We start from the raw sequence: 13,835 nt of genomic DNA, 5'->3' as shown, positions 1-13,835 counted from the left end.
AACGTAAACGAGAATTATTATTATAACGGCAGCATAATATTCGAAACTCTGACGAGATAGCAAGCAATACACGTCCCTACTAAAACTGAGGGGTTAAGAAATAACCAGATGAAAAGAAAGGGTTAATAAATTAGGCTGAAAGGCGGCGTTACGCCCTTGCACTGTACGGCTGATAAGCGTAGCGCCATCAGGCAAAACAATGGCGGATAGTTGAATAGCAGCGTGAGTATCTTGCGCGAATAAAGAAAAACCCGCCGAAGCGGGTTTTTAGGCAGGCGTTAGTTACCGCCAAACATCTCTTTAATCCAACCGGCCACGCCATCGCCGTCCTTCTTCTCTTGCTGCGGCGGTTGCTGCTGTTGAGGCTGCTGTTGCTGCGGCTGCTGAGAAGATTGATCGAACGGATTACCCGACTGCTGCAACATCTCACCTTGTTGACACAGTGAATCCGGATCGGTGGTCCATACCGGAAGCGTACGCATCCCGCCGCTGCAAACGAAGTTACCGTCGTAGTCTACGCCCATATCCACCACATCCTCCGGCGGCGTCAGCACCAGCGGTGTCGGGGTCTGGTTGGCCAGGTAACGCTGGTAAATCGACATCGCGCCGCTGGCACCGTACAGCTTGGTTGGCTGGTTGTTATCGCGGCCCACCCAGGTGATGGTCACCTGGCTGCCGTCGATCCCGGCGAACCAGGTATCGACGTTGTTGTTGGTGGTCCCGGTTTTACCTGCCAGATGCAGCCCAGGATACTTCGCGCCAAGCTGGCGGCCCGTACCACGCTGAACCACCTGCTGCATGGTCCACAGCGTCATATACGCCGCCTGCGCCGGAACAGCGCGCTCAGCCTGCGGGAAGCTCTGGTACAGCACGGTACCATCTTCGGCAATCACCGAACGCAGCGCCGACAGCGGCGCACGATTCCCGCCGCTGGCGATAGTCTGGAATGCCTGTGCTACTTCGATTGGCGTCAGGTTCAACGCCCCCAGCAGCATAGCCGGAACCGGGTTAAGCTGATCTTTTGGCGCACCCAGCTTCAACCAGGTATCTGTTACCGCAGGCAGGCCCAGCGCCATCCCCAGATTTACCGTTGGCACGTTCATTGAGCGCGTTAAGGCATCCACCAGCATCACTTTCCCGCTTTCGCTATAGCGACGGTCATCGTTCTGCGGCGACCACACCTGGCCGTTCGGCTGACGCAGCGCAATCGGCGCGTCGGCAATCCAGGTATTCAGGCGGTACAACTTCGGCTGGCTGAGCGCGGTCAGATAGGTCGCCGGCTTGGCCAGAGAACCAATTGAACGACGCGCCTGCATCGCACGGTTATAGCCCGCAAACTGCGGTTCGGCTCCGCCAACCATAGCGCGAACTTCACCACTAAAGCGGTCAACGACCACAATCGCGGTTTCCAGGTCGCTCAGCTTACGCTGTTTCTTCAGCACCGGAATGCCTTCCACCGCCGCTTTTTCTGCAGCGTCCTGCGCTACGGAATCAAAGGTGGTGAAAATCTTCACACCAGAGAGATCTTTAACTTTATCGCCCAGCTTCGCCTGAAGCTCCTGACGCACCATCTGCATAAAGGCTGGCTGCGGGGAGATAACCCCACCACGCGGCTGTACACCTAACGGACGCGCGCTCAGCATGTCATACAGATCCTGGTCGATAATCTGCTGCTGTTGCAGAAGGCGCAGAACCAGATTACGACGCTCCAGCGCCAGTTTCGGGTTACGCCACGGGTTGTAGATCGACGCCCCTTTAACCATCCCCACCAGCAGCGCCTGCTGGTCGAGGCTCAGCTCTTCTACCGGACGACCAAAATAATAGAGGCTCGCCAGCGGGAAACCGCGAATCTCGTTATCGCCGCTTTGGCCGAGATAAACTTCGTTCATGTACAGCTCAAGAATGCGGTCTTTGCTGTAACGCGCATCCATGATCAGCGCCATATAGGCTTCGTTGGCCTTACGCCAGTAGGAACGCTCGCTGGACAGGAACAGGTTTTTCACCAGCTGCTGAGTCAGCGTACTGGCCCCCTGAACTGTACGACCTGCCGTCAGGTTCGCCAGTACCGCACGGCCAATGGAATAGAGGCTGATACCGTCATGCTCATAGAAGTGACGGTCTTCGGTCGCCAGCAGCGTATCCACCAGCAGATCCGGGAAGCCGCTACGCGGAACAAACAGGCGCTGCTCACCGTTAGGTGAAGAGAGCATGGTGATCAAACGCGGATCGAGACGGAAGAAACCGAACTGGCGGTTGTTATCCATATTCTCGATGGTGTCCAGATGATCGCCGTCAAAGGTCAGACGCGCACGCACCTGCCCTTCTTTGCTGTCCGGGAAGTCAAACGGACGACGAATCATCTCGATGCTCTTCGCCTGCACGGTAAATTCGCCCGGACGCGTCATCTTCGTCACCTGCCGGTACTGCGTGGCCTCCAGCAGCTTCACCATCTCGTTCTTGCCGATAGGCATTTCTGGCTCAAGGTTAACCATACGGCCATATACCGCCGCAGGAAGCTGCCAGACTTTGCCATCAATACGGCTACGGATTTTTTGGTCCAGATAAACACCATAAATGGCGATCAGCACCAAAAAGACAATCGACAGTTTTACCAGCAGCCAGAACCAGCCGCGCTTACCACGAGGCTTACGCCCTTTGCCTTTACCCTTACGCGGCATCGGTTCTTCATCCTCATAGTCATCATCATCATAATCGTCGTCATACTCTTCATCTCTGAGTTGACGACGGCTCACCTTTTGTTTCACCGGACGCGAGGGTTTCCCTTTACGTCCAATTGGCTCGCGGTCATTCCCCGCCATGCTTTTTCTCCGCAACATTCAGGCGCAAGGGCCCGATTCTCTGTTCTTCCGTCCTGCGACAGAAGAAGAAATCTCTCAATTTTCTGCTGTATTTATGCCGGATAACGGCTTCGCCTTATCCGGCCTACAGTTGCATTACGAATACTTCTTTGTGCGCCGCGTTGGCGCGGTATTCGCCGGATCGTCCGGCCAGACATGTTTGGGATAACGCCCTTTCATCTCTTTTTGCACCTCACGGTACGATCCCTGCCAGAACGCGCTCAGATCGCTCGTCACCTGTAGCGGTCTTTGGGCCGGAGACAGCAGCTCCAGCACCAGCGGCACGCGTCCCTGGGCGATGGTTGGTGTCTTCGCTTCACCAAACATTTCCTGCATCCGCACCGCCAGTGCCGGAGGATTATCTTCATGATAGCGAATGGCAATCCTACTCCCCGTCGGCACAGTGTAATGCGCCGGCAGTTCACTATCCAGACGTTGCAGCATTGACCAGTCCAGCAAACCGCGCAACGCCTGACCCACATTTAATGCTTTTAACGCGCGTAATGAGTGCACACCGCTCATGTGCGGCAGCAGCCAGGTCTCCAGCGTCGCCAACAGAGAATCCTCATCTACCGCGGGCCAGTCGTATTCTGGCAACCAGGTCGCCGCACACTGCAGACGCAGTCGAAACTGCTCGGCTTCCGGCGTCCAGTTGAGCACACTTAGCCCTTTATCGCGAATGCCATTCAACATCGCCTGGTGCAACTCCTCTTCCGAAGGTTTGGCTAATGGTTGTACTTTTACCGTGAGCTGACCAATGCGCAACCGACGCAATGCCTTTAACGTTCCCTGAGCCTCATCCCATTCGATGGTGTCGGACTGTTGCAGCAGCTCAGGACATGCCTGCATTAGCGCCTCAATATCCAGTGGCAGAGCCAGCAAAATACGCGCATCCGGCGAAGCGCTGCCCTGCAACAAAAGCGGCGCTATCAGCCATTCATGGCGTCCGGAAGCGTCATCGGCATCCAGCATTGCGCCCATACCATTAGCCAGCTGATAACGCCCTTCCTGCCCGCGTCGACGCGCGATCCGGTCAGCAAACGCCCTCGCCAGCAACGGGGGGAGTTGTGTGCTGTCGGGCTGTCCGCTGCGAACGTTAAGCCGTTTCAGCAACTGTTGACTGCGCTGCTGCCAGGCAGGCTGATTTCGTGAAAACTCCACAGCCAGATCGGTACTGCCGCCGCGCGGCGGCTCTTCCAGAATCGCAGCCAGTTTCGCCGCCGTTGCCGCTTCATCGTCATTGTTGGCGCTAACCAGCATAGCTGCTAATCGCGGGTCGTTCCCCAACATCGCCATTTTCTGCCCTGTGGCGCTGAGCCTGTCGTCCTCAAGCGCGCCCAGCATCTGCAACAGTCGTTTTGCCGCCTGCAGGTTGATGGCGGGCGGCATATCCAGCCAGTTGAGTTGCTCAGGGTCAGTGCATCCCCATTGCAGCAACTCCATCAACAGCCCGGACAGATCGCTCTGTAATATCTCCGGCTCCCCTTGCGAAGCCGCTCTTTCCGCCTGCTCTTTGGCAAGCAGATGCAGACAAATTCCGGGTTCCAGACGCCCTGCGCGTCCCGCTCGCTGCGTCATCGAGGCCTGACTGATGCGCTGGGTAATCAGTCGCGTCAGTCCCGTGCGCGCGTCATAGCGCGCCAAGCGCTCCTGGGCGCAGTCTACCACCAGCCGAATACCTTCAATCGTTAAGCTGGTTTCGGCAATATTGGTGGCCAGCACCACTTTGCGCTGGCCTTGCGGCGCGGGCAAAATCGCCTGACGCTGCTCGGCAAGCGTCAGCGCGCCATACAGTGGGCACAGCACAACATCGCTGCCCACACGCGTTGCCAGATGCTCCTGCACGCGCTGGATTTCCCCAACGCCCGGTAAAAACAGCAGCAGCGACCCGCTTTCATAGCGCAGTAGCTCCGCCGTGGCTATCGCCACCGCTTCGTCAAAACGCAGATGTGCCGCCAGCGGTTGATACCGTCGCTCGACCGGAAATGTGCGGCCTTCAGAGATAATCATGGGCGCATCGGGCAATAACTGCTGCAAGCGCCCGTTATCGAGCGTTGCGGACATGATCAACAGTTTCAGATCGTCACGCAGTCCCTGCTGTACATCCAGCAACAGCGCCAGCGCCAGGTCAGCCTGCAGACTCCGCTCGTGAAATTCGTCGAGGATCACTAACCCGACACCCGCCAGTTCGGGATCGCGTTGGATCATGCGCGTCAGGACGCCTTCCGTCACCACTTCCAGCCGGGTCTGCGGCCCCACGCAGCTCTGTGCGCGCATGCGATAACCCACGGTCTCACCGGGCTTTTCGTTCAGCAACTCCGCCAACCGCTGCGCCACATTGCGTGCCGCCAGACGACGCGGCTCCAGCAAAATAATCCGCCCCTTGATGCCACCATGCTCAAGCAGTCGCAACGGCAGCCAGGTCGATTTCCCGGCACCAGTCGGCGCGGTCAGCAGCACCTGCGACGAGTTATCAAGGGCGGTAAGCAGTTCAGGCACTACGGCGGCAACGGGCAACGACGTCACAAATGGCTCCAGAGGGTTAACATTCTTCGCGCTGCATTGTAGCATCGCGTTAATTCATAACCGAGTATCCATCATGTCTGAGCCAAAAAGGCTGTTCTTTGCGATTGAATTGCCAGGCGGGGTTCGGGAGCAGTTAATCCACTGGCGAGCCGCGCAGTTCCCTCCTGAAGCAGGCCGTCCCGTCGCCGCCGAGAATCTGCATCTGACGTTGGCCTTTTTAGGTGATGTCAGCGCAGAGAAGCAACAGGCGTTGTCGCAGCTAGCCGGACGCATTCGCCAGCCAGGTTTTACGCTCAAACTGGATGATGCCGGGCAATGGCTGCGTTCGCGAGTGGTATGGCTGGGGATGCGTCAGCCGCCGCGCGGACTGTTACAACTGGCGAATATGCTGCGGGCACAGGCCGCGCGCAGCGGATGCTACCAAAGCCCACAGCCGTTTCACCCGCATATCACGCTGCTGCGCGATGCCGGCCACGCGGTTCCCATCCCCCCACCGGGCTTTGGCTGGTCGTTTCCGGTCACAGAATTTGCGCTTTACTCCTCCTCATTTGCACGAGGACGCACACGTTACGCACAGATACAACGCTGGACGCTGACTGAATAATCAAAAGGACTGCTGATGCAATTTTCTCCACCTTTACAACCAGCTACGCTCATCCAGCGCTACAAGCGCTTTTTAGCGGATGTGATCACACCGGATGGCACAACGTTAACGTTACACTGCCCAAATACCGGCGCGATGACCGGATGCGCAACACCAGGTGATACCGTCTGGTATTCGACATCAGAAAATACCAAACGGAAATATCCGCATACCTGGGAATTAACGCAAACGCAATCCGGGGCATTTATTTGTGTTAACACGCTGTGGGCCAACAGATTAACGAAAGAGGCGATTCAGCAGGCGTTAATTTCAGAAGTTTCAGGCTACAGCACTTTGAAAAGTGAAGTAAAATACGGCGCCGAAGGGAGCCGCATCGACTTTTTGTTGCAGGCAGATTCCCGACCTGACTGCTATATTGAAGTGAAATCAGTCACGTTGGCGGAAAAAGATCAGGGTTATTTTCCCGATGCCATCACTGAACGAGGTCAGAAACATCTTCGGGAATTGATGAGCGTAGCGGCCGAAGGCAAGCGGGCAGTGATATTTTTCGCGGTGCTGCATTCAGCCATTACACGGTTTTCACCCGCGCGCCATATCGATGCAAAATATGCGCAATTATTAGTTGAAGCACAGCTTAAGGGGGTAGAAATTCTGGTTTATAAAGCGGAACTTTCTGCCCATGGTATGACTCTTATAGAGCCGTTGCCCATTACCTTGTAATGGTGTAAATATCTGGTCAATTAGTATTCTGGGCGCGTGGGCAAATACGCTTTTCCTCACAGGGTTGTCAAGTGTTACGTTTAGATAATTGCTATCCGGAAAAGCATCTGCTATTTATAGCGACCTGATTTTTCCCCCGAACATGGGGATCGATAGTGCGTGTTAAGGAGAAGCAACATGCAAGAAGGGCAAAACCGTAAAACATCGTCCCTGAGTATTCTCGCCATCGCTGGGGTGGAGCCGTACCAGGAGAAACCGGGCGAAGAGTATATGAACGAAGCCCAGCTGTCGCACTTCAGGCGTATTCTTGAGGCATGGCGTAATCAACTTAGGGATGAAGTTGATCGCACCGTATCTCATATGCAAGACGAAGCGGCTAACTTCCCTGATCCGGTGGACCGCGCCGCACAGGAAGAAGAATTCAGCCTTGAGCTGCGTAACCGTGACCGTGAGCGCAAACTGATCAAAAAGATCGAGAAGACGCTGAAGAAAGTGGAAGACGAAGATTTCGGCTACTGCGAATCATGCGGCGTAGAAATTGGTATTCGCCGTCTGGAAGCGCGTCCGACAGCCGATCTGTGCATCGACTGTAAAACGCTGGCAGAAATCCGCGAAAAACAAATGGCAGGTTAATTCCGGTCATTTTTACCACGTTTACTACAGGCGGGAGCATCTCCCGCCTTATTATTTGTTAGTCCGCAAAATGAGCGATTCACACTATATTGGCCGCTTCGCCCCTTCCCCCTCCGGCGAACTGCATTTCGGTTCACTGATTGCCGCCCTCGGCAGTTACCTGCAGGCTCGTGCCCGGCGCGGAATCTGGCGAGTACGCATTGAAGATATTGACCCCCCTCGTGAAGTTCCCGGTGCTGCAGATACGATTCTGCGTCAGCTGGAACATTACGGACTGCACTGGGATGGCGACATTTTGTGGCAATCCCAGCGTCATGACGCCTACCGCGAGGCACTCGCCTGGTTGCATCAACAGGATCTGAGCTATTACTGCACCTGTACGCGGGCGCGTATTCAAAGTGTCGGAGGTATTTACGACGGCCACTGCCGCGAGTTACGCCACGGACCGGAAAAGGCGGCAGTGCGCATTAAGCAACGCCATCCGGTAATGCAGTTTACGGACCAACTACGCGGTGAGATTCAGGCTGACCCGCAGCTTGCGAGGGAAGATTTTATTATCCACCGACGCGACGGGCTGTTTGCCTATAACCTCGCCGTGGTGGTTGATGACCACTTTCAGGGCGTAACGGAGATTGTACGTGGCGCCGATCTTATCGAACCCACGGTGCGGCAAATCTCTTTGTATCAGCAGTTTGGCTGGCAAGCGCCTGACTATATTCATCTTCCGCTGGCGCTCAACGAACAAGGCGCTAAACTTTCAAAACAAAATCATGCACCTGCGCTGCCGCAAGGCGATCCGCGTCCGGTGATTATTGCCGCGCTACGCTTTCTCGGCCAGCGTGCCGATATCCCATGGCAGGAGATGCGTGTGGACCAGATCCTGGCGTTTGCCGTTGAGAACTGGCGCCTGACAACAGTGCCTGAATCGGCGATCTTAAATCCGGCATTCTCAAATGCATCATGCTGAGCTATGATTAGCCGCTATTTTTACACAGCAACACTTGTTCTGATTGAAGTTTGACACTACCGAGGTGCACTATTTTTACCCGAGTCGCTAATTTTTGCCGCAAGGTGCTAAGCCGCGAGGAGCGCGAGGCTGAGCTCGCCGTCGCCCGTCCACATATGACGGTAATTCCGCGTGAGCAGCACTCTATCTCCCGCAAAGATATCAGTGAAAATGCCCTGAAGGTAATGTACAGGCTCAATAAGGCCGGATACGAGGCATGGCTGGTTGGCGGTGGTGTGCGCGATCTTTTGCTGGGCAAAAAGCCGAAAGATTTTGATGTCACCACTAACGCAACGCCGGATCAGGTGCGAAAACTGTTTCGTAACTGCCGCCTGGTTGGTCGCCGTTTCCGTCTGGCCCATGTCATGTTTGGCCCGGAAATTATCGAAGTGGCGACGTTCCGCGGCCATCATGAAGGCAGCGAATCCGATCGCACAACCTCACAGCGTGGGCAGAACGGTATGCTGCTGCGCGACAACATCTTCGGCTCTATCGAAGAAGATGCCCAGCGTCGCGACTTCACGATTAACAGCCTGTATTACAGCGTGGCCGATTTCACCGTACGTGATTACGTCGGGGGAATGCAGGATCTCGAAGAGGGCATCATTCGCCTGATCGGTAATCCGGAAACGCGCTATCGCGAAGACCCTGTACGTATGCTGCGCGCCGTGCGCTTTGCCGCCAAGCTCGACATGCGTATCAGCCCGGAAACCGCGGAGCCGATCCCGCGTCTGGCAACGTTGCTTAACGATATTCCTCCCGCACGCCTGTTTGAAGAAGCGCTCAAGCTGTTACAGGCGGGCTATGGGTACGAAACCTATAAAAAGCTGCGTGAGTACAGCCTGTTCCAGCCGCTGTTCCCCACCATTACGCGCTATTTCACCGAAGACGGTGACAGCCCGATGGAACGCATCATTGCCCAGGTATTGAAGAATACCGACAACCGCATTCACAATGACATGCGCGTTAACCCGGCCTTCTTGTTCGCGGCAATGTTCTGGTATCCGCTACTGGAAGCCGCACAGAAAATTGCGCAAGAAAGCGGTCTGGCCTACTACGACGCTTTCGCGCTGGCAATGAACGACGTGCTGGATGAAGCCTGCCGCTCGCTGGCGATCCCGAAACGTCTGACCTCGCTGACCCGCGATATCTGGCAGTTGCAGTTACGTATGTCCCGTCGCCAGGGTAAACGCGCCTGGAAGCTGATGGAGCATCCAAAGTTCCGCGCAGCTTACGACCTGTTAGCGCTGCGTGCCGAAGTCGAACATAATGCGGAATTACAGCGACTGGCGAAATGGTGGGGTGAATTCCAGGTTTCTGCGCCGCCGGAACAAAAAGGTATGCTGAACGAGCTGGATGAAGAGCCAGACGCACGTCGGCGCCATCGTCGCCCGCGTAAACGCGCGCCACGCCGTGAAGGCTCCGCATGACCCATCACGTATACCCAACAAATTTCGAGTCGCATCAAGGTGGTGACACAGATGCAGCTTGAAAAACGACGGGTATATATCGCCCTCGGCAGTAATTTAGCCTCCCCTCTGGAGCAAGTTAATGCTGCCGTGAAAGCGATAGGTGAAATCCCTGACAGCCGAATCGTGGCTGTCTCCTCGTTCTACCGTACGCCGCCATTAGGCCCACAGGATCAACCCGATTACCTGAACGCCGCCGTCGCGCTGGAAACCACCCTCGCACCGGAAGAATTGCTCAATCACACCCAACGCATTGAGTTACAGCAGGGCCGGGTGCGCAAAGCTGAACGCTGGGGACCGCGAACGCTGGACCTCGACATTATGCTGTTTGGCGATGAAGTGATTAACACCGAACGTCTGACCGTGCCGCACTACGACATGAAAAACCGTGGTTTTATGCTGTGGCCGTTATTCGAAATTGCTCCTGAGCTTATCTTTCCAGATGGTATCAGCCTGCATCAGCACCTTACCCATCTTGGTGCAGCAAAACCTGCCCACTGGTAAAACATCGCCTCCCCTTTAGCGTTTACTGCTTTAGCGCCAAACGATTGCTTAAATCAATTGCCCCCCTGAATGTGACTGTTAGAATGCCGGTAAATATGACTTTCATCATCAGGAAATGTTATGAAACCGACCACCATTTCGCTGTTACAGAAATGCAAACAAGAGAAAAAGCGCTTCGCCACCATTACCGCGTACGATTACAGCTTTGCCAAACTGTTCGCCGATGAAGGCATCAACGTGATGCTGGTGGGCGACTCCCTGGGCATGACAATTCAGGGGCACGACTCTACCCTGCCGGTCACCGTGGAGGATATCGCCTATCACACCCGCGCCGTACGCCGTGGCGCGCCCAACTGTCTGTTGCTCTCCGACCTACCGTTTATGGCTTATGCCACGCCGCAACAAGCGTTTGAAAACGCGGCCACGGTCATGCGCGCAGGCGCTAATATGGTCAAAATCGAAGGTGGCGCATGGCTTACGGATACGGTGAAAATGCTCACCGAACGCGCGGTGCCGGTTTGCGGTCATCTGGGATTAACACCCCAGTCGGTGAATATCTTCGGCGGCTATAAAATTCAGGGCCGCGGCGATGCCGGGCAGGTACTGCTGGATGACGCGCTGGCCTTAGAAGCCGCGGGCGCTCAACTGCTGGTGCTGGAATGCGTGCCGGTTGAGCTGGCGAAGCGTGTCACTGAGGCGCTGTCGATTCCGGTGATCGGCATTGGCGCGGGCAACGTCACCGACGGTCAGATCCTGGTGATGCACGATGCGTTTGGCATCACCGGCGGTCATATTCCAAAATTCGCGAAAAATTTCCTTGCCGAAGCGGGCGACATGCGCGCCGCCGTACGGCAGTATATGGCTGAAGTGGAGTCCGGCGTTTATCCGGGCGAAGAACACAGTTTCCATTAAGGAGTCTCGTTGTGTTGATTATTGAAACCCTGCCGCTGCTGCGCCAGCATATTCGCCGTCTGCGTCAGGAAGGCAAACGCGTCGCATTGGTTCCCACAATGGGCAACCTGCACGACGGCCATATGAAGCTGGTCGATGAGGCAAAAGCCCGGGCCGATGTGGTGATCGTCAGCATTTTCGTCAACCCGATGCAGTTTGACCGGCCGGACGATCTGGTGCGTTATCCGCGCACGCTGCAGGAAGACTGCGAAAAGCTGAACAAGCGCAAAGTCGATTATGTATTTGCCCCAGCCGTGGAAGAAATTTATCCGCAGGGTCTGGAAGGCCAGACTTTCGTTGATGTTCCCGGCCTCTCCACCATGCTGGAAGGCGCCAGCCGTCCAGGCCACTTCCGTGGCGTTTCCACGATCGTCAGCAAGCTGTTCAACCTGATCCAGCCGGATATCGCCTGCTTCGGTGAGAAGGATTTCCAGCAACTGGCGCTGATTCGCAAAATGGTCGCCGATCTGGGCTACGACATTGAGATTGTCGGCGTGCCGATTATCCGTGCCAAAGATGGTCTGGCGCTTAGCTCACGTAACGGTTATCTGACTGCAGAGCAGCGCAAAATTGCGCCGGGTCTGCACAAAGTGATGAACGGCATCGCTGAAAAACTGATTGCGGGTAATCGTGATCTGCAAGAGATTATTGCCATTGCCGAGCAGGAACTGAATGAAAAAGGCTTCCGTGCCGACGACATTCAAATCCGTGATGCCGACACACTACAGGAACTGACGGAAACCAGTAAACGAGCGGTAATTCTGGCCGCCGCCTGGCTGGGTCAGGCGCGTCTGATCGATAATCAAAGCGTTACATTAGCCCAGTAGACAGGGGTTAAAAATCAGGCAATACTGCCTGAGAATTTCTCAAAGCAGGCCAGTAGCGCCTGCTTAGCCAAGGTAAACGACAGGGTATAGAAGTTATGATTCGCACCATGCTGCAAGGCAAGCTCCACCGCGTAAAAGTCACGCAGGCGGACCTGCACTACGAAGGCTCCTGCGCCATCGACCAGGATTTCCTCGATGCCTCTGGTATTCTGGAAAACGAAGCTATTGATATCTGGAACGTGACCAACGGTAAACGTTTTTCAACCTATGCTATTGCGGCTGAACGCGGCTCCAGAATCATCTCGGTGAACGGTGCGGCGGCGCACTGTGCTGAAGTCGGCGACATTGTGATTATCGCCAGCTTCGTCACTATGTCTGATGAGGAAGCCCGTACCTGGCGGCCGAAAGTGGCCTACTTTGAAGGCGACAACGAAATGAAGCGCACCGCGAAAGCTATTCCGGTCCAGGTTGCCTGATAGTCCTTACCCCTGCGGCTGATTGACTATCAGCCGCGACATCGTTTCCAGCGAATCCGTGCGTAAAATATACAGCCTTTTGAGCAGCATCGGATTATCTCCCGGCTTCACCTTCCCTCTCACCGTGGTTACCGCCAGATGGAAACCGGCGTCGTTCGCCGCTTTTACCGCCGTGGCGTTATAACCGCCAAACGGATACGAAAGATACAGAACGTGGGAATTGAACTGGGACAGCGCCCGACGAGAACGGGCAAAATCGAACAGAATGTTGTGATAGTTGCGGCTCAGCAGGATCGGCCGATGATGAGCGTCCACTCGATGTAAAAAATGAGTATGCGACTGAAAGTCAAACACGTCCCTGATCGCATTCAGTTCTGAGACGCTCATAAACTGTAGCGATTTAGGATCCCATTTCTGCGGATGGCGCTTAATGCGTGATGAGATAATAAACGCCGTTGCCTTCATGCCGTTCTGTTTCAACACCGGATAAGCATAACGACTCACCGACTTCAGGCCATCGTCGAACGTCAGCACCACCGCTCGCGCCGGGAGGTTCATATTGTTGCGTACATAGCCTTCCAGTTGATACATCGTCAGCGTCGTGTAGCCGCGGTCGTGTAGCCAGGCCATCTGGTTGCTAAACGCGCGTACAGAGGTTGTCGTGGAGGTGTGGCGAAAGCGGGTATTCTCTTCATCGCGCAGAATATGATGATACGTTAACACCGGTATACCGTTGTCTTCCTGCGCATCCAGAGCACTGATATAGGCCAGTCTGCCGCCAATGCGGATCTGGTACCATGTCTGGTTGAGACGGTCTTTAAGCTTACTGATTATGGGATAGCGCAGATTATCCGCCAGCACGCCAAACGGAGCGCTGCCGACATCCGGGGCATTATAAACCGGTGTATCTTTCCAGGTAATCAAGCTTTGATTGCTGAGCGGTTTATTGAGATCGCCCAGACCATCATCAACTTTCTGCCGCCCCTGAACAGGCTCCAGATGTCCCTTATCAATAAACCCGGTCCCCAAGCCAAAGGTAAATTCGTAATAGTCTGCCGCGATCGGCTCTACGGCGAGGATCTGCCCGGCGCGAATATTCCCCACCGTCACCATTTTGTCACCTATCTGCGCCCACACGGCAGCCGCTTCGGTGGTTTGCATGTAGCGAGCAGGCAAAGCCGCAGCTACGCTGCCAGAAGACAGGAGCAACAAAATAAGCACAACGCGCATAACCATATGAGATAACCGAACCGAGGCGAGA

General features: G+C 55.2%; 12 protein-coding genes. 9 read left to right on the top strand and 3 right to left on the bottom strand.

Annotated elements, in window-relative coordinates; all coding sequences use genetic code 11:
* Nucleotides 1–278: 278 nt before the first annotated feature.
* Entirely contained in the window at nt 279–2,819 is a 2,541-nt protein-coding gene (mrcB, locus tag FHD02_RS07585; RefSeq protein WP_048214900.1) for a bifunctional glycosyl transferase/transpeptidase, read from the bottom strand.
* Between the two features lie 135 nt (nt 2,820–2,954).
* Nucleotides 2,955–5,384 carry an ATP-dependent helicase HrpB gene (gene hrpB, locus FHD02_RS07580; RefSeq protein ID WP_220393779.1) on the bottom strand — a complete coding sequence of 810 codons (2,430 nt, stop codon included), beginning with the start codon at nt 5,382–5,384 and terminating at the stop codon, nt 2,955–2,957.
* A 73-nt stretch (nt 5,385–5,457) separates the two neighbouring features.
* Between hrpB and thpR the strand changes: the two genes are divergently transcribed.
* From thpR to panD, 9 genes are all read left to right on the top strand, one after another.
* Nucleotides 5,458–5,988, top strand: coding sequence for an RNA 2',3'-cyclic phosphodiesterase (thpR, locus tag FHD02_RS07575; RefSeq protein ID WP_220393778.1), 531 nt, complete (start codon nt 5,458–5,460; stop codon nt 5,986–5,988).
* Between the two features lie 15 nt (nt 5,989–6,003).
* Nucleotides 6,004–6,708, top strand: coding sequence for a DNA/RNA nuclease SfsA (gene sfsA, locus FHD02_RS07570; RefSeq protein ID WP_220393777.1), 705 nt, complete (start codon nt 6,004–6,006; stop codon nt 6,706–6,708).
* Nucleotides 6,709–6,885: 177 nt separating this feature from the next.
* On the top strand, nt 6,886–7,341 hold the full coding sequence (gene dksA, locus FHD02_RS07565; protein ID WP_003018625.1) for an RNA polymerase-binding protein DksA: 456 nt from the start codon (nt 6,886–6,888) through the stop codon (nt 7,339–7,341).
* Nucleotides 7,342–7,411: 70 nt separating this feature from the next.
* Nucleotides 7,412–8,308: a tRNA glutamyl-Q(34) synthetase GluQRS gene (gene gluQRS / locus FHD02_RS07560; RefSeq protein ID WP_079937052.1), complete on the top strand. Its 897-nt coding sequence runs from the start codon at nt 7,412–7,414 to the stop codon at nt 8,306–8,308.
* A gap of 71 nt (nt 8,309–8,379) precedes the next feature.
* Complete coding sequence (gene pcnB / locus FHD02_RS07555; protein ID WP_204192014.1) at nt 8,380–9,777, top strand: polynucleotide adenylyltransferase PcnB; 1,398 nt, start codon at nt 8,380–8,382, stop codon at nt 9,775–9,777.
* A 51-nt stretch (nt 9,778–9,828) separates the two neighbouring features.
* Nucleotides 9,829–10,320, top strand: coding sequence for a 2-amino-4-hydroxy-6-hydroxymethyldihydropteridine diphosphokinase (folK, locus tag FHD02_RS07550; RefSeq protein ID WP_003829228.1), 492 nt, complete (start codon nt 9,829–9,831; stop codon nt 10,318–10,320).
* Between the two features lie 120 nt (nt 10,321–10,440).
* Nucleotides 10,441–11,232, top strand: coding sequence for a 3-methyl-2-oxobutanoate hydroxymethyltransferase (gene panB, locus FHD02_RS07545; RefSeq protein WP_220393776.1), 792 nt, complete (start codon nt 10,441–10,443; stop codon nt 11,230–11,232).
* A gap of 11 nt (nt 11,233–11,243) precedes the next feature.
* The gene (panC, locus tag FHD02_RS07540; RefSeq protein ID WP_220393775.1) at nt 11,244–12,098 is read left to right on the top strand and encodes a pantoate--beta-alanine ligase; all 855 of its coding nucleotides are present in this window, start codon (nt 11,244–11,246) and stop codon (nt 12,096–12,098) included.
* A gap of 95 nt (nt 12,099–12,193) precedes the next feature.
* Entirely contained in the window at nt 12,194–12,574 is a 381-nt protein-coding gene (panD, locus tag FHD02_RS07535) for an aspartate 1-decarboxylase (protein WP_000621526.1), read from the top strand.
* A 6-nt stretch (nt 12,575–12,580) separates the two neighbouring features.
* On the opposite strand, the gene FHD02_RS07530 is transcribed toward panD, so the two are convergent.
* On the bottom strand, nt 12,581–13,810 hold the full coding sequence (locus tag FHD02_RS07530) for a polysaccharide deacetylase family protein (protein WP_220393774.1): 1,230 nt from the start codon (nt 13,808–13,810) through the stop codon (nt 12,581–12,583).
* Between the last annotated feature and the right edge of the window lie 25 nt (nt 13,811–13,835).

It is taken from the genome of Citrobacter sp. EC_71, from assembly GCF_019584005.1.
Taxonomy (GTDB): Bacteria; Pseudomonadota; Gammaproteobacteria; order Enterobacterales; family Enterobacteriaceae; genus Citrobacter; species Citrobacter werkmanii.
This window is presented reverse-complemented; position numbering and strand designations above follow the sequence as displayed.